General features: G+C 68.2%; 13 protein-coding genes. 3 read left to right on the top strand and 10 right to left on the bottom strand.

Annotation, left to right across the window (positions count from 1 at the left end; translation table 11 throughout):
- Positions 1 to 196 precede the first annotated feature (196 nt).
- On the top strand, positions 197 to 979 hold the full coding sequence (locus tag V7S63_RS08365; RefSeq protein ID WP_336529889.1) for a class II aldolase/adducin family protein: 783 nt from the start codon (positions 197 to 199) through the stop codon (positions 977 to 979).
- A 55-nt stretch (positions 980 to 1,034) separates the two neighbouring features.
- On the top strand, positions 1,035 to 2,966 hold the full coding sequence (locus V7S63_RS08360) for an FAD-binding monooxygenase (RefSeq protein ID WP_336529888.1): 1,932 nt from the start codon (positions 1,035 to 1,037) through the stop codon (positions 2,964 to 2,966).
- Between the two features lie 13 nt (positions 2,967 to 2,979).
- Here the strand turns inward: V7S63_RS08360 and V7S63_RS08355 are convergent, their stop codons facing one another.
- Genes V7S63_RS08355 through V7S63_RS08320 form a run of 8 tightly spaced genes read right to left on the bottom strand, consistent with a single transcriptional unit; the run spans position 2,980 to position 12,487 of the window.
- The gene (locus tag V7S63_RS08355; protein WP_336529887.1) at positions 2,980 to 4,323 is read right to left on the bottom strand and encodes an acyltransferase family protein; all 1,344 of its coding nucleotides are present in this window, start codon (positions 4,321 to 4,323) and stop codon (positions 2,980 to 2,982) included.
- Positions 4,320 to 5,555 carry a glycoside hydrolase family 5 protein gene (locus V7S63_RS08350; RefSeq protein WP_336529886.1) on the bottom strand — a complete coding sequence of 412 codons (1,236 nt, stop codon included), beginning with the start codon at positions 5,553 to 5,555 and terminating at the stop codon, positions 4,320 to 4,322. The genes V7S63_RS08355 and V7S63_RS08350 overlap by 4 nt, the downstream gene beginning before the upstream one ends.
- Positions 5,552 to 6,457: a methyltransferase domain-containing protein gene (locus V7S63_RS08345; RefSeq protein ID WP_336529885.1), complete on the bottom strand. Its 906-nt coding sequence runs from the start codon at positions 6,455 to 6,457 to the stop codon at positions 5,552 to 5,554. The genes V7S63_RS08350 and V7S63_RS08345 overlap by 4 nt, the downstream gene beginning before the upstream one ends.
- On the bottom strand, positions 6,457 to 7,671 hold the full coding sequence (locus tag V7S63_RS08340; RefSeq protein WP_336529884.1) for a glycosyltransferase family 4 protein: 1,215 nt from the start codon (positions 7,669 to 7,671) through the stop codon (positions 6,457 to 6,459). Before V7S63_RS08340 ends, V7S63_RS08345 begins: the two co-directional genes overlap by 1 nt.
- A complete protein-coding gene (locus V7S63_RS08335; RefSeq protein WP_336529883.1) occupies positions 7,671 to 8,897 on the bottom strand; it encodes a glycosyltransferase family 4 protein in 1,227 nt (408 codons plus the stop codon). The genes V7S63_RS08340 and V7S63_RS08335 overlap by 1 nt, the downstream gene beginning before the upstream one ends.
- A complete protein-coding gene (locus V7S63_RS08330; RefSeq protein WP_336529882.1) occupies positions 8,894 to 9,709 on the bottom strand; it encodes a polysaccharide deacetylase family protein in 816 nt (271 codons plus the stop codon). The genes V7S63_RS08335 and V7S63_RS08330 overlap by 4 nt, the downstream gene beginning before the upstream one ends.
- Positions 9,702 to 11,027: an O-antigen ligase family protein gene (locus V7S63_RS08325; RefSeq protein ID WP_336529881.1), complete on the bottom strand. Its 1,326-nt coding sequence runs from the start codon at positions 11,025 to 11,027 to the stop codon at positions 9,702 to 9,704. Before V7S63_RS08325 ends, V7S63_RS08330 begins: the two co-directional genes overlap by 8 nt.
- A complete protein-coding gene (locus tag V7S63_RS08320; RefSeq protein ID WP_336529880.1) occupies positions 11,024 to 12,487 on the bottom strand; it encodes a GumC family protein in 1,464 nt (487 codons plus the stop codon). Before V7S63_RS08320 ends, V7S63_RS08325 begins: the two co-directional genes overlap by 4 nt.
- A 322-nt stretch (positions 12,488 to 12,809) precedes the next feature.
- Between V7S63_RS08320 and V7S63_RS08315 the strand changes: the two genes are divergently transcribed.
- Positions 12,810 to 14,126 carry a lipopolysaccharide biosynthesis protein gene (locus V7S63_RS08315; RefSeq protein ID WP_336529879.1) on the top strand — a complete coding sequence of 439 codons (1,317 nt, stop codon included), beginning with the start codon at positions 12,810 to 12,812 and terminating at the stop codon, positions 14,124 to 14,126.
- Here the strand turns inward: V7S63_RS08315 and V7S63_RS08310 are convergent.
- Both V7S63_RS08310 and V7S63_RS08305 read right to left on the bottom strand, forming a co-directional pair.
- Positions 14,121 to 15,119: a glycosyltransferase family 2 protein gene (locus tag V7S63_RS08310; protein ID WP_336529878.1), complete on the bottom strand. Its 999-nt coding sequence runs from the start codon at positions 15,117 to 15,119 to the stop codon at positions 14,121 to 14,123. The two genes, V7S63_RS08315 and V7S63_RS08310, sit on opposite strands and share 6 nt — an antisense overlap.
- Positions 15,120 to 15,129: 10 nt before the next feature.
- Positions 15,130 to 16,269 carry a GNAT family N-acetyltransferase gene (locus V7S63_RS08305; RefSeq protein ID WP_336529877.1) on the bottom strand — a complete coding sequence of 380 codons (1,140 nt, stop codon included), beginning with the start codon at positions 16,267 to 16,269 and terminating at the stop codon, positions 15,130 to 15,132.
- Between the last annotated feature and the right edge of the window lie 51 nt (positions 16,270 to 16,320).

The raw sequence follows: 16,320 nt of genomic DNA, 5'->3' as shown, positions 1-16,320 counted from the left end.
ATTTTCAGAGATCGCCGGATGGGAGGTTGGTTCCAGTGCCTTCAAAGGCGCTGGCAAGCTGGCGCCGCTGGTGCAGCGGCTGGTAGCCCCTGCATTCCTTCAGCCTCTCTGACCGTCACCCCGACCAGGCGGCCACCGCCTGATTGGCGGGCCCGGCTGGTCGTTTCGATCAAGTCGATTTCGGAGAAAGCCAGCAATGTGCACGTCTGACCATGGCAACCAGCCCATCGCCGTCGACCTGGCCGACACGGCCACCGCCTCGGTCGCGCCCTCGCCTGAGATTGTCGAGGAGCTCGTTTCGGCCAACCATATCCTGTTCGACCAAGGCGTCGTCGACGCGTTCGGCCATATCAGCGTGCGCCACGACAAGCGCCCCGACCGCTTCCTGCTGGCGCGCAACATGGCGCCGAGCCGGGTCGCCACCGAGGACATCGTCGAGTTCACGCTCGACGGTGAGGCGGTGAATGCCAATGGCCGCAAGGTCTATCTCGAGCGCTTCATCCACGCCGAGATCTTCCGCAGGCGCCCGGATGTCATGGCGGTGATCCACAGTCACTCGCATTCGATCGTGCCGCTCAGCGTCGTCAAGGGAACCCGGCTCCGGGCGATGTTCCACATGGCCGGCTTCGTCGGCCAAGGCGCGCCGGTCTTCGAGATTCGCGAGGCCGGGGGCGATGCCACCGACCTGCTGATCAGCAACAACCAGCTCGGCCGGGCGCTGGCGGAGCATTTCGACGGGCACGACATCGTCCTGATGCGCGGCCATGGCTCGACCGTGGTCGGCGGCTCGATCAAGCAGGCGGTCTACCGCGCCGTCTATGCCGAGCTCAATGCGCGCTACCAGCTCCAGGCGATGCAGCTCGGCGAAGTCACCTATCTCACCGAGGGCGAGAGCCGCGCCTGCGTCGCCAGCATCGAGGCGCAGGTCCACCGCCCCTGGGAGATGTGGCTCGAACAGGCCCGCGCCCGCCGGCGCTGAGACGCCGGTCGCGTTCGGTCCTCCCAATCGTCCTGCATCACCGAAGGTCGCCGCCATGCAGTTCCATCTCAACGGCTTCCGGACCGGCGATCCTTCCGTCTCCGAGCCTGCCACCAATCTTGCGTCCTCTGCCCGGGACGCCCTGCCGCAGGAGGTCGATGTCCTGATCGTCGGCTGCGGCCCGGCCGGCTTGACCCTGGCAGCCCAGCTCTCGGCCTTTCCCGAGATCACCACCCGGATCATCGAGCAGAAGCCGGGTCCCCTGGAGCTGGGCCAGGCGGATGGCATCGCCTGCCGCACCATCGAGATGTTCGATGCCTTCGGCTTCGCCGAGCAGGTTCTGAAGGAGAGCTATTGGGTCAACGAGACCGTGTTCTGGAAGCCGGACGCAGGCAGGCCGGGCGCGATCACCCGCAGCGGCCGGATCCAGGACGTCGAGGACGGGCTCTCCGAATTCCCGCATGTCATCCTCAATCAGGCGCGGATCCACGACTTCTTCCTCGACGCGATGAGGCGCTCGCCAAGCCGGCTGGAACCCGATTATTCGCGCCGCCTGATCGACCTCGAGATCGACCACGCCGCGTCGCATCCGGTGACAGTGCGGCTGGAGCGCGTCGATCCCGCGCATGAGGGTGAGATCGAGACCGTCCGGGCGCGCTATGTCGTCGGCTGCGACGGCGCGCGCAGCGCCGTACGCAAATCGATCGGCCGCACCCTCGAAGGCGATTCCGCCAACCAGGCCTGGGGCGTCATGGACGTCCTCGCCGTCACCGATTTCCCGGATGTGCGGCTGAAGGCGCTGATCCAGTCGGCCGGCGAAGGCACGATCATCATCATTCCCCGCGAGGGCGGCTATCTGATCCGGATCTATGTCGAGCTCGACAAGCTCGCCGCAAACGAGCGGGTCGCGAGCCGCAACATCGGCGTCGAGCACCTGATCTCCGCAGCGCAGCGCATCCTGCGTCCCTACAGCTTCGAGGTGAAGGAGGTCGCCTGGTGGTCGGTCTACGAGATCGGCCAGCGCCTCTGCGACAAGTTCGACGACGTGCCGGCAGGCGAGCTGGACCAACGCCTGCCAGCCGTCTTCATCGCCGGCGATGCCTGCCATACCCACAGCCCCAAGGCCGGCCAAGGCATGAACGTCTCGATGCAGGACGCCTTCAACCTCGGCTGGAAGCTGGCCGCGGTGCTGCGCGGGCAATGCCCGCCGGAATTGCTGCACAGCTACTCGGCCGAGCGCCAGGCCATCGCCAAGGAGCTGATCGACTTCGACCGCGAATGGGCGAAGATGCTGAGCGCCCCCCTCAAGACTTCGGAGACCGGCGACGGCGTCGACCCCAAGGAGGTCGAGGCCTATTTCGTCAGGCACGGCCGCTACACCGCGGGAACCGCGACCCGCTACGCGCCCTCCGTCCTGACGCGCCAGTCCACTCATGCGCATCTGGCGACGGGGTTGCCTATCGGAGCGCGCTTCCAGTCCGCGCCGGTGATTCGGCTCGGCGACGCCAAGCCGGTCGAGCTCGGCCATGTCGCGCAGGCCGATGGCCGCTGGCGCCTCTACGCCTTCGCCGACAGGGCTGATCCTTCCGCGCCGACGTCACGCCTGCGCACGCTGTGCGAGGCCCTGGCAACCTCGCCGGCATTGCCCCTGCGTCGCTACACCCAACCAGGGCAGGATATCGACGCGATCATCGACCTGCGCGCGATCCTGCAGCAGCCTCATCGCGAGGTCGCCGTCGAGGCGCTGCCGAGCCTGCTCTTGCCGCGCAAGGGCCGCCTCGGCCTGATCGACTACGAAAAGGTGTTCTGCCCCGACTTCAAAAGCGGCTGGGACATCTTCGACCTGCGCGGGATCGACCGCGAGCGCGGCTGCTTGGTGATCGTACGGCCGGATCAGTATGTCTCGAACATCCTGCCGCTGGACGATCACGCCGCCCTGGCTGCGTTCTTCGCTGCTTTCATGCTGCCGCAGACCTCGGCCGGTTGACCGCTCCGCGCGCTCACAACGACTCCGCGATCTTCCAACCGACATAGCCGAGCAGTGCAAACCAGCTCAGCGTGACGGCGGCGATCGCCGAGCCGAGCACTGCACGGACCAGCCCGTCGCCGACCCGATGTTCGGGAGCGACCGCGACGGCGATCTCGGACAGCGATGGGACGGCGCGGTAGTCTGACCCTGGCAACACCGATGCTCCGCCCCCCGCGGGCGAAACGGCGAGCCGGCAGCTCCGGCTTGCTCGTTCATGGCCGGCAGCCGCAGCCTGCGAGGATGAGACGCTCCGTGGCGACGCGATCCGGCGCCCGAGCGCGATCATCGGACGCTCGACCGTCCGATAGACCAGCCAGGAGATTGCCAGGGTCAGGCCCGCGCAAACCAGGATCGTGGCGATGTCACCGAGTTCGCCGGTCAGGGGCCGGACACGATAGACGAGCGCGTTCACCGCCCCATGGAACAGATACATCGAATAGCTGGTCAGCCCGATCCGCGCGAGCAGCACGCAACGCAGCCACTCCAGCCTGATCGTGGCGAGGAAGACAACCAGGGCGAGCAAGTAGGCGGCCAGGACCGGCCTCAGCCCCTCCATCACGAAATTGTCGCCGCGCGTCAGCGAGAACGGCGCGATCGAGAGTACCCCGGCGAGTTGCGCGAGCACGAGAACCAGCGCTGCGAGCCCCGCTCCCCGCCTTCTCTCCACCAGCCACAGCCGCAGCAGCAGGCCGAGCAGCAGGAAGGACAGATGCAGACCGAGATACTGGACCGGCAGGTTGGCGAAGCCGTGCACGCGCAATTGCACCGGCAGGACCGTCGCGGCGATCAGGGCAAGACTAAGGGCGAGCAGGATGCCGACCTGGCGCAGCGCTCCTGCCGCGAACAGCAGCGCGACGAGGCAGTAGAACAAGAGCTCGACGAACAGCGTCCAGTGGATCGGCGAAAGCCAGGGCTGGCGAAAGAGCGGCGGCGCCATGGTCAGGTTCGCCAGCACCGGCGCGGTCCCCGGCATTTCGCCGGAGAGCCAGCCCGTCGCCACGAGCACCGCCACCGCCAGCCAGAACGCCGGATAGAGCCGGAACAGCCGCGAGATCGCGAAATGCCGGAGCGGGCGCTCGCCGTCGATGCTGAACGGCACGACGAAACCGCTGACGAGGAAGAACAGCGCCACGCCGAAGCGGCCGAGGCTGAGAGTGTCGACAAGCGAACGAGCGAGCGTGCTCATCGGGCCCGCCGCGGACGGGACCTGCCTGATGAGGTCGCCGAACATGTGCTCGACCATCACGGCGAGCGCCGCAATCGCGCGCAAGGCGTCGAGATTGGCATAGCGCTGCCGCGGCATGGCGGCGCTCATGGGGATCGGAGCCCCAGTGCGCGGCGCGTCGCCACATCGAAGCCCGGCCCCGTCTCATCCTCCGCGAGCGCGAAACCGCCCGCCCCCGCATAGGTCCAGCAGGCCCAGGCGAAGCCATGCGCCTCGGCCAGCTCGCGCATGTCGCGCAGCCAGCGCTCGCGCGCCACCGCCCCGTCGGGCCCATCCATATAGGGCGTCCGGTGCACCCCGAACTCGCCGAGCAGGATGGCATGGGCCGGCAGGCGCTGGGCGCTGCGCCAAGCGCTCACCTGCCTGAAGGTTCGCTCGAGAGCCAGGCGATCGAAGCCGGCGTAACGCGCGAGCGTGCGCTTCGCCTGCTCTGCCTGCGCCAAGGCCGAGCCGTCGAGGGCAAGCTCTTTCATGCGCCGCCGGCTCGCAGTGATCATCGCCGCTGCCGAGGGCGACGCCGGATAGGCGATCGCATCCAGCGCATAGGCCGGATTGCCGCGCACGCCCTGATGGGTGAACTGCCATGGCGAATAGTCGTGATAGGTGTAGATCAGCCGGGTATCCTCGGCGAACGGACGCATATCGAGCGCAGTCAGCGCTTCCGCCGCGTTCATCGAGCCGCCGCCCAGCACAAGCGGCAATTTCGCCGAGCCGCTGCGGGCGGCCCGGTAGGCGGCTTCCAGCATCGGTTGCCAGGCCGCCTGCGGCAGTTCGGGCTCATTCATCAGTTCAAGCGCGAGCCGGGCCGCCCTGCCCTGCGCAAGCCGTTCCAGCTGTCCGGCCAGGCGCTGCAGCACGACGAGAACGGCCTGGAAGGTCGCCGTCTGGACGCCTGCGGTCAGCGCGGCAGGCCGATAGGCCGGGTTCATCGCGCTCGGATGCAGGTCGACGATCACGCCGAGGTCGGCATCGATGAGGTCGCGGACCGTGCCGAGCAGGAGCTCGTCGAGCTTGTCGCGTGCCACTCCCGTAAACGCCAGGAAAGGTCCGACGTCGACCGCCAGCCGCACGAAATCGAATCCCGCGGCCCGGATCGCCTGCCGCTGGGCTTGGTCGAAGCGGAAGCGCGGGCCCGAGAACGGCGCCACGCCATAGGAGCCGTCGGCCTCGACCTGCGCCCAGCCCAGCGCATGCGAGACGCCGATGCCGCGACGGAACAGCGGGATGTCGCTGCCGGTGCCGGCCGCCCCTGGCCGTGTCCCAATGGAGGCGAGTGCCGCGATACCGGCGAGCCCGCCGAGCACGGAGCGGCGGCTGGTCATGACGCCGTCCCCCGATCGCCACCCGGGCCGGGATAAAGCGCCGTCAGGGCGCCATCGAGGATGCTCATGTCGTCCCGGCTGGCGAAGGGCGCGGCGAGGCCCAGCAGCGATAACTCACGCAGCGCGGGATCGATGACGCGAGACGGCGCGAAGCGGACATCGCTCCAGCCCTGCGCCGCGAAACAGCCGACATAGTCGGCTGGACGAAGGCGGTTCGGCTGGCCGGGAAACCGGAAGAGCCGGTAGAGCCGCTCGGGATAGCGATAGATGTTGTTCGGGTCGTGCTCGCGGATCCAGCGCGAATGCGTCTGCAGATCGATGATGTGGACGGTTCTGCAGCCGGGCCGGGCGACCTGCGTCAGGCTGACGATCGCCTCCGCAGGATCGTCGTAGTGCTCGAATGCGGCGCAGCTGACGATCAGGTCGAAGCTCCGGCCCTCGGCCAGGCGCCGGATGTCGAAATCCCGCCCGACGGCATAGCCGAACTCGCGCGGCCCGGAGGTGCCGACGAGAACCCGGGCCCGCTCCCGGTCGGCCTCGCGGCCTTCGGGAAAGCGGTCGAGCAGCCTGCCATAGAAGGCCGGGTCCTCGCCCCCGGCGAGATCAAAGACGTCGATCGCGTGATAGGAGCGCGCGCCCAGCGCAAGGAAGAGCACGCCATTGCCGCGTGAGGAGCCGGGGCTCAGCTCCAGCACGTCGCGCCCGCGCAGGTCGAATCCGGGAGGCAGGAAGCGGCGCAGCGAGGCGAAGATGTCGAGGAGATAGGCGATCTTGCCCTGCTCATCCGCTTTCGCCACGCCGTTGGGTGTGCTGTAGCCGCCAAGCCTGCTCTTGCCCCAGGCCAGGCCGAGGAAGCCGAGGCCCAGGATCATCATTTCGAGGTTGCGCAGGGATGGCGGCATCATCGGCCTCCGAACTCGACACGTGAACGGAAGCCGGCTCTGCCATGGCGCGCCTTGCCCGCCCGCCAGCCGAGAAGCGCACTCTCGTAGACCTCGGTGGTGCGGTCGACGATCGCGCCCCAACCGAAGGAATCGAGCACCCGGGCGGCGCGCTGCGCGCCCTCGGCCGGGTTGGGCGCAGCGAGCTTTACCCGCATCGCTCGCGCGAGCGCATCGACATCGCCGAGAGGAAAATAGCTGTCCTGCCCGAGGGCGAGTGCGAGATTGGCATCGATGTCGCTGGCGAGGCAGGGCGCGCCGTAACTCAGGGCCTCCAGCAGCACCATCGGCATGCCCTCATGGCTCGAGGGGAGGACGAACAGCCCAGCATGCCGGTAGAGCTGGGACAGCGCCTCGCCACGCTGGAACCCGGCCATCACCACGCCAGGCGTCGCCGCGGCCGCCGCCTCGACGGCGTGCTGATAGCGCCCGGCATGGTCGGCCGTGCCGGCGATGACGAGCTTGAGACTGGGATCGCCGAGGCGCTCGAAAGCCTGGATCAGGTCGAGATGCCGCTTCTCCTCGACGATCCTGCCGACGCTCAGGACATAGCGGCGCGGCGCGACGGCGAGCCGCTCGAGACAGGACATGTCCTGCTGCGGGAACGGATTCTCGACGCCGTTCGGGATGAAGGTCGCGCCGACGCCGAACCTATGGCGGACGCTGTCGACGATCCCCTTCGACACGCCAATATTGGCGTGGGAGAACAGCATGCCCATCGCTTCGCCCGCCCGCAGGACGGCTTTGGCCAGGCGCCCCCATTTCTGGCGCTCATAGTCGAAGCCGTGATGGGTCACCACGACATGGAGGCCGAGCAGGCGCGCAAGCGGGGTCAGCAAAGCCGGCCCGATCGCATGGATGTGGACGAGGTCCGGATTGCGCCCGGCCGCGACGATCAGGCCGAGCGCCGTATGCGCCAGCGCCTCGAAACTGCGCGAGCGTGGCGCCCAGACCGGTGTGACGGTGACGCCCTTCCAGCCATAGGGCCGCCGCGAGCGCAGATAGGGCGCGCGGCCGAGCACCTCGACCCGCCAGCCGCGCTCCGCCAGCCGCGCCGAGATCGCGGCGACATGGGTTTCGACCCCGCCCTGAATCTCGGGGACGCCGCGCAGGCCGACGAAGATCACGCTGCGTTCGGGCGGCCTTGCGCCAAGGGGCGGTATCAGCGTGTACATCAGCGCAGCGCCTCGTAGAGAGCCATGGTGCGGTCGCGGTAGCGGTCAGGCGAGAACTCCCGGGCGACCCAGTCGCGGCCGGTCGCGCCCATCGCGGCACGAGCGGAGGATGGAAGGCTCGCCAGCCCGGCGAGCGCCTCGGCCAGCATCGCGGCGTTGCCGGGCTCCACGAGGGAGCCGGTCTCACCATCCGCGATCAGCTCGGGAATGCCACCGATCCGCGTGCCGATAACCGGACGGCCGAGCGCATAGGCTTCGAGGACGCTGATCGGCGCGTTCTCGTACCACTCGGACGGAAGCACCAGCGCCCGCGCCTCGCCGATCACCCGCTTCAGCTCCGGCCTGTCGAGATGGCCGGTGAAGGCGACATCGGCGCCGAGCTCCCCCGCGAGTTTGCGCAAGGTCTGCTCTTCGGGGCCACTACCAGCCAGCACCAGTCGCTGATGCGAAAGCGCTGCGGCGCGCAGCAGCGTCGCCAGCCCCTTTTCCGGAGCGAGCCGGCCGGCATAGACGACGTAGTCTCCTTCATGCGTGGCCGGGGAATAAGCCTTCGCGTCGATGCTGTTGGGAATGTAGGCGACGCGGCCCGCGTCCCAGCCCCATTCAGCGAGCTTGTCGCGATAGAAGCGGCTCGGCGCGATCAGGCGGTCGATCGTGTTGCGGTAGAGGCCGAAGCTGCGATGGACCAGCGTCTCGAGCAGGACGAGCCCGCTCACCACGATAGACTCCTTGACGCAGCGACGGAGCAGGACGTTGTGGATGCGCCCGCCCAGGCAGCGTTCGCAGACGCGGCCCTGGCTCAGCATCTTGTAGGCCGGGCAGGCGAGCTTCAGGTCATGTGCCGTCATCACCAGCGGCACGCCCTGCGCCTTGAGGGCGCCGAAGATCGACGGTGAGATGTGGTGGTAGACATTGTGGGCATGCGCGATTGTCGGCGGCGCCCGCCCGATCAGGGCCCGGATTTTCCGGCGCGCTTCCAGCGAATAGATCACCTTGGTCGCCTGCCTGACCTTGGTGAGCGGGCCGCCCGCCCCGCCATATTCGATCTCGGAGACGAAGTACTCCGACCAGGCACTCGGCAGATTGGCCGGGTGCTGCATCGCGAACGGCACGACCTCCCAGCCTGCCGCTTCGAACAGGTCGATATGGTCGAGGAAGACGCTTTCGGCGCCGCCGCGGCGATAGAAGTAGTTGTTGATGGCCAGGAGCCGCCGGGCGCGCGTCATGGCATCTGCTCCCGCAAGCCCATGTGGTCGAGCGCTGCATCGACCGTCAGCACCCGGCAGCCGCGCGCCAGCGCATAGCCGACCAGCAGCCGGAAGCCGGGAGCCGTGCAGCCATAGGGTGTGGGCCGCGGCGCGATGTCGTGCGTGAAAAAGATCAGCCAGCCGGGTTTGGCGACCACGGCGTCGATCCAGCGCGCCAGCCCGAGCACATGCCGCTGCGGCTGCCGGATCTCGACGGCGCGCAGGAAGCTCGGGTCCGTCGGGCCGCGATTGATCCCCTCCCCTCCGGACCGGCAGGTGCGGAAGGTATCGGCGAGGATCGCCCGCGCTCCAAACGAGCCGCTGTTGTAGGGATAGGCGAAGTTGCGCCGGCCGGACCTGGGGTCGATCGCGTCGAGATAACGCGCATTGCGCGCGAGGTCCTCGACCAGGGCCTCGCCGTCGACATGGCGCAGGTCGCGATGCGCATGGGTATGGCAGCCGATCTCGTGGCCGCGGGCGGCGAGTTCCCGGCAGCCCGCCTGGTCGATCAGGGTGCGGCCCGGCTCGATGCGCCCGGCGAGGCCGCCCGAGATGTAGAAGGTGCCGCGCACGCCGTCCGCTTCGAGGATTGCAGCGCCCTCATCGAGGGCGGAGGCGGGCACGTCGTCGAAAGTGAAGGAGACGATCGGCTCCCGGGTCGGGACCTGCATGACCTGCCAGGGCGCGGCCTGCAGCAGCCGGTTCTCGAGGCGGCCGGCAAAGCGGTCGATCAGGGCCGGCAGACGGGCAATGCGCTCCGGCTGGAATGGCAGCGTGAAGGCGCTACGCATGGATTGGCTCCACGCGGTGGCGATGCTGGGCCGGCTCGCGGATCTCGTGCGCATTGGCCTGCAGATGCAGGCCGAAGATCGCGACGACCAGCATGAACCAGATCAGGCTTCCCGACTGGAAGAACAGGCTTTCGACGCAGGCGACCAGGATCCCGTAGAGCCAGATCCGCACGAAGAGGCGCGTCAAAGCGGGGTCGTTCGCTGTCGCCTCGGCCCGGGCGATGTCGCGCAGCGGCAGCCAGACCAGCAGCACCAGCGTCAGCGCGAGGCCGGGCAGCCCCGTGGTGATCGCCATGTCGAGATAGGCGTTGTGGCCGTTGAAGGCGGCGAAGGCCCAGCTCGCCGCGGCGCCGCCCTTGTGGACCATCGCATCGGTCTGCCAGAACAGCTGGAAGCCATAGCCGGTCAGCGGATTATCCACCGCGGCGCCGGCGCCGATCTTCCAGATGTCGGTGCGGTTGGTGAAGCTCGGATCGATGCCGAGCCGCGCGACGAGCTCGCGCATGGTTGGGGACACCGAGCAGCCGATCGTCAGGATGTTGACCGCAGCGATGCCCAGCACGACCATCGGGATGCGGACGGCGCGCCAGCGCTCGAAGACCCAGGCGATGGCGAGGATGCCGGGCAGCGCCATGGCTGCGGATTTTCCGCCGGTACGGGTCAGGAAGACGAGCGCCAGCAGCACCACCAGCCCGCCGAGGGCCCGCCGGCCGGTGCTGAACAGATAGAGCCCGGCGAAGCTGATGATCACCATGGCCGCGGCCGCCACGTTCTTGTGGGCGAAATGGCCGCGCCAGAATCCGGCATTCATCGACTCGCGGACCTCGCTGGCCTGGTGGATCGCCAGCTGCGGCATCAGAGCGACGCCGGCATAGGCGAGCCCGAGCGCGCCGAGGCAGCAGAACGCGAGAATGCCGGCGAACTGCCGTTCGGAGCGGGGCAGGAGCAGCAGGATGCTGCCGTTCACGATCGTCAGCATCGCCAGGAAGACGCGCTTGAGCGCGAGATCCGGCTGGGCCGAGAACGCAGACACCACCGCGAACCAGACCAGCAGCACGATCAGGAGACCGCGCGGCCGCGCCACCAGACGGCGCGAGGGCGAGGCGAAGACGGTCAGCCACAGCGCCATGGTCAGGCAAAGATAGATGAGCTGGTTGATCGTATTCGACTTCGCGGTCGCGGCGGCGTTCGCGTCGGCTGCCGACAGATCGATGAACGGCGTCAGCGTGACCAGATAGAACAGCAGCGTCGCCGTGAAGAGCAGCGGCCCCAGAGTGCCGACGCTCGACGTCGCGCGCCTCTCGATGGCCTGTGTCATGGCGCTGCACTCCTGCCGGACCGGACTTCACCGAGATAGCCGCGCCCCAGGAGCACCCCCGCCGAGAGCAGCAGGCCGAGCAGCAGGCCGGCCGCCGCCGCGACGATCGGACGGGGCGGCCAGGTCGCGCGCGACGGGGCGGCCGCGGCGGTGATCACGCGGACATCCGTGGCGTCGATCTGCTGGCGCTGGGCCGCCTCGCCCGCCCGGGTCAGAAAGGTCTGGTAGAGCGCGGTCCTGGCGGCAGCCTCGCGCTCCAGCTCGCGGAGCTTCACCTGGGCCTGATCGTCGACCGAGACGCTCCCGCGCAGCAGGCGCGTCTCGCCGGTCAGCGCATCGAGCGCCTTCCTCGCCTGGTCGACCTCGATGCGCGCCGTGCGCCGCAGCCGCTCGGTCTCCGACCTGATCGCCTTGGCCAGCGCATCGGCCTCGGTCAGCACACTCATCAACGAGGGATGGCGCGGACCCAGTGTCTTGGAGAGCACCGCCACCTGCCGGCGCAGGGCCGCCTCGTCGGCGAGCAGCCCGGCGAGGGTCTGCGACTGGACGCCGCCGCCCTGCACGCCGTGCTGCGAGAGCGCGCGCGAGACCTCGGCATAGCGCGCCTCCGCCTCGGCGAGCCGCGCTTTGGCGTCGGTCAGCTTGCCGCTCATCCGCTCCAGCGCCTCCGCGCTGAGCGGCTGCTTGGAGGCGTTCTGTTGCAGGCCATGGTCGCGGCGGAAGGCTTCGACCCGGTCCTCCGCCTCGGCCGCTGCGGTCTTGATCTCGCCGAGCCGGGCGGTCAGCCCCTGCGCCGCACGCCCGACCCGCTCCGCATCGGCACGCACGACCTCGTCGCGAAAGGTCTCGGCGATGGCGTTTGCGAGCCGGGCCGCCAGCACCGCATCGCTCGCCCAAACCGACAGGGAGACGACATAGGAGCGTTCCTGCCGAGCGACGGTGATGCGCCGCGCCAGCATGGCGGCGAGATCGGACCCATCGGCGCGCTGGCGGTCGGATACGCCTAGAAGACCGAACAGCAGCGGCTTGCCGGCAAATTCGGGGTCGGTCCTCAGCTGGAGCTGGTCGACGACGCGGCGCAGGACGTTGCCCGAGGCGATCATCCGCATCTTGCTCTCGACATCCAGGATCTGGCTGTCGCTCTGCGCATTCGCCGCATAGAGGTCGTTCGGGGCGATCAGCAGGTTGGACGGCGCGATCGTCAGCTCCGTCGTCGCGGTGAAGCGTGGCGTCAGCAGGCGCGTGGCGCCGAGGCCCGCGACGGCGCCGATGAGCGCGGCGACCAGCAACCAGGGCCAGCCGCGCAGCAGCCAGCCCAACACCTGGAGGGCCGACATCGTGAGGACGGGCGAAGAGACCGGTTCGGTGGCCGGGCGATAAGGGACGTCGTCTCCGTGGCGCATCCTGTTGCTGTCGGTCGTGAGGTACATGGCGACCTGCGTCAGCGAGAGGGCGCGCATGCCTTGGACGTCGCGGAGCTATGCATCAGCTCCGCCGGCCCGGTCCTGAGAAAGACGTGCCGCTGCAGCGCGACGTGACCAGAGCGCAGCAAGACAGGCATTGCCCACGCAGACCCTGCCTGGCCAGCAATGGCGAAGACCGGAACAGGGCCAATGGCCGCGATCGTGATCATGGAACTCCCCATCTTCGCGATGTCTTCACGCATGCACTTATAGGTTGCAGTAATTCGAAATCGATGATCAAAATACAACCTTAGATAGATATCTTAATTAAACGTTTACCTTAACGGGCAGGCCGCCAAGCTGGCTTCAGAGGGATGCATTGGGGAAAGGCAGGAAGGACATCGGCCGGATCATCCGCTCCCACCGCCCCACCCTCGTCGGCTACGTCCTGTCGGGTGGATCGCTGGCATCGGCCGCTCTCTCGCAGCTCGTGACCTTCGCCATTCTGGCGCGCGCCCTCGGCCCGGCCGAGTTCGGTCTGTTCGTGCAGATTTCGGCCGTGACCGCGATTGCGGTTCAGATCTGCGGCCTGGGCGCGTCCGATTGCCTGCTGCGCCGGGTCTCGCGCGACCCCGCGAGCTATCCGGGTCTGCTCGGCCACAATCTTCTGTTGATCGGCTTGAGCGGAGCTGCCCTCGTCGCCGGCGGTGTCGCGGGGATGTCGTCCTGGGCCCGCCTGGGCTCAGGCCCTTCGGTCGACATGCCGACCCTGGCGCTGCTGTTCCTCGGCAATGTCGTTCTCGTGCGGCTGATCCTGCTGGTGGAGACCGTCTTCCTCGGCCTCGGACAGATTCAGGCCGCCAACCGCGCGGTCATCGGCTTCGCTGCCGCGCGCATGGTCACGGCCGCCCTCGCCTGCCTGCTGTTCAAGGTGTCGAGCCTGTCGGACTGGGCGCTCTGGCAGTGCGGCGGAAACCTGCTCTACGCTTTAGTTGGGGCCATCTGGCTCTCGCCCCTCGGCCGGCCACGGCTCGCGATCCTGCGCGAGGAACTGCGCGCCGGCCTGCTGTTCGCATCGCAATTCGCCGCGCGGGCCATTCGCTCCAATGTCGACCTGCTGATCATCGGCCTGTTCACCCCGATCGAGACGGTCGGCAGCTATGGCGTCGCGAGACGGATCATGGATGCAAGCTACCTCGCGATCGACGCGCTCAACCGGCTGCTCTATCCGCGCCTGGCGCGCGAAAGCCGCGACGGTCTGCATCTCGCCTTGCCCACGGCCAGGCGGGCCCTGCTTGCGGCGCTCGCCCTCGGCGTTACGACAGCGCTCACGCTGTTCGTGCTGGCACCCTGGCTTCCTGCCCTATTCGGCCGCGACTATCGTGATCTCCCGTTTTTCCTCCGCTGCCTCTGCGGCACCATCATCCTCGTCGGCGCATGGGCTGCCGCTGTCGACCTGCTGGGCGCCTCAGGGCGTCAGGATGCGCGGGCCTGGATCCTGAACAGCGCAAATCTTGCGGGCAGTGTCGTCATCGCGGTTGCGACCTGGCTGGCGGCGCCGATCGGCACCTTCGTCGCGCTCTATGTCATCGAGGTCGCCATCGTCATCGCCGCCTGGCTGGTCCTGCTCCGCCTCGCTCGGAAGAACCGCCTGCAAGCGGCGGGACCCGTTGAGGCAAGCCCCCTGCCCTCATGACCCCTCGTTGACGACCCGGCTCTCGATCCAGGCCCCCGGCGCCTTGCGCGCCTGGATGAACCCGAGCGGCAAGGCGGCGGCATGGAACAGCCAGGCGACGACCGCATAGAGGCCGAGCGACAAGCTCTTCTGTCGCAGGCTCATGACACCGACGATGCCGACGATCAGGGCGAGGTCGATGGCGAGCGCGATGACCGGGCTCGGCAGCACGAAGGGTAATGCGACCATCGCAGCCAGCCAGAGATAGACCACGCCCCAAAGCTTCAGCTCCGGAAGCTCTTCGACGAGACGCGGCCATTGCGGCTTGCCGAGCGCGGCACGCAGCACTTCGCCGATCCCACGCAGATAGCCCGATTTCCAGCGCCGCAGCAGCAGCGCATAGGCGTTGATCGCATGGCCGAAATGGCGGACGAAGCGGCGGTCGAGACGATGCAGCGTCCAGCCCTGCGCCCGCAGGCGCAGGCCGAGGTCGAACTCCTCGTAGCCGTGCAGGTTGCGATCCGAGAGATAGCCGGCCTGCTCGACCGCCTCCCGGCGATAGAGGCCGCCGCCATTCATCCGGTCGATCGTGCCGATCCGGTTCTCCGGCGAGACCCGGCGCCCGCGCCTGAGATATTCGAGGCTGGTGTCGTTCATCTCCTCGACATGGCCGCTCACGCCGGCGGCACGCGGATGGGTCGAGAGATAGGCGAGCGCTTCGGGCAGGAAGCCGGGATCGAGCAGCATGTCGCCGTCCATCAGGCAGATGAACGGCTCGCGGCTATACTGGAAGCCGAGCTGGGGGCCGATGCCGCAGCTCGGGCGAATGGTCGGCTCGAGCTGGACGACCTGGATGGGATAGCTGGTGGCAACGGCCAGCGTGCGGTCCCGCGAACCGCCATCGGCGACGATGACTTCGCCGCCGATCCCATCGAGTGCCGCCAGAACGCTCTCGATCGCGGCGCCGATCCTTGCTTCCTCGTTGAGCGTCTTGAGGATGACCGAGACCGCCATCGCACCAGCCTCAGTGGAAATCGCCGAGGAGCCGGCTCCAGTCCTCGCCGGCGAGGCCGCCGACATAGACATCGCCGCGCGCGATTGCGTCGTTGATCTCCGGAACGCGTGTCAGCGCGACCACGAAGGCCCGGTGGCGGAAGACGAGCCAGCGTTGCAAGGAGAGCCCGGCCATTAGAGCGGGCTGAGCGCGCCCCCGCGCCTCGACATGGCCGGTCTGGTCGAGATGGCGGAACATCGCGTCGAGGACGGCGGGCTCGCGGCCCGGCAGCGACAGCACGTTGAGGACATGCGCACAGCGCCCGGGCGCCGCGTAGTAGACGAAGCTGCCGATCACCGCTCCGGCGCGATCGACGACGCCGCGGATCGTGAAGATGCCTAGCCTTGTATTCTGCGCCGCCAGCGCGATCAGCCAGGAGAGCTCCTCCTCGCTCCAGAGCGGGCGCACCGCGTAATGGGCGACGAGCCGGGGCGCCTGCACGAGGAAATCCGGAACGGACATCTCGACGACCTCGGCGGCGCCCGCTTCCGCGGCGTCCTGCGCCGGCAATCTGCGCCGCAACAGGCTGTCGAGAGGGCGTATGAGGATGGATAGTCCGAAGCGCCTGCCACCCAGGAAGCGCTCGGCAACGCGCCAGGCAAGGGCCCCTGCGGGACGAAAGCTGCGCACCCATTCCAGGTTCTGCACCGGGATCGACCTGCCGCCGATCGCGAGGAGATGGTCGCGGCTCGTCGGCGAGGCGCTGTCGCAGAAGGCGAAATCGGCTCGCTTCGGCCGCAGGGCGAGGATGAGCTGCGCCGCTCCGGCGGCCTCCTTATCGGCATCGGTCATGAAGACGCCGAGAAGCCTACCCGGCAGCACTGTTCCGCAGGCGACGAACCGCATCGGCACGGCCAGCAGCGCGCTGCGGATACGCCCGTCCTGCTGCTCGTAGACGTGCGTGCCCAGCGTCTCGTCATGGGACGGAGAGGCCAGGGCCAGGGTACAGAGATAGTGCTGAAGCTCCTGATCCGCCGGCTTGTCCGCCCCCCTGAAGACCTTCAGGAACAACCGGGCGACTGCGGGCACATCCGCCCCGGTCATCGGCCTGACTGTGCCCTTGCGCGGGGAGCGCATTTGCGCGGCTGTTAGCGGTTCAAGCAGCGACATCGAAGCTCCTGGCATCGGGCGAGACCACGGATGCATATGCTCGGTTGGATA

Origin of the sequence: Allobosea sp. CCNWLY174, assembly GCF_037120455.1 — a bacterium.
In the GTDB taxonomy this organism is placed as follows: domain Bacteria; phylum Pseudomonadota; class Alphaproteobacteria; order Rhizobiales; family Beijerinckiaceae; genus Allobosea; species Allobosea lupini.
The sequence above is the reverse complement of the archived record's forward strand: the minus strand, read 5'-3'. Positions and strand labels throughout refer to the sequence as shown.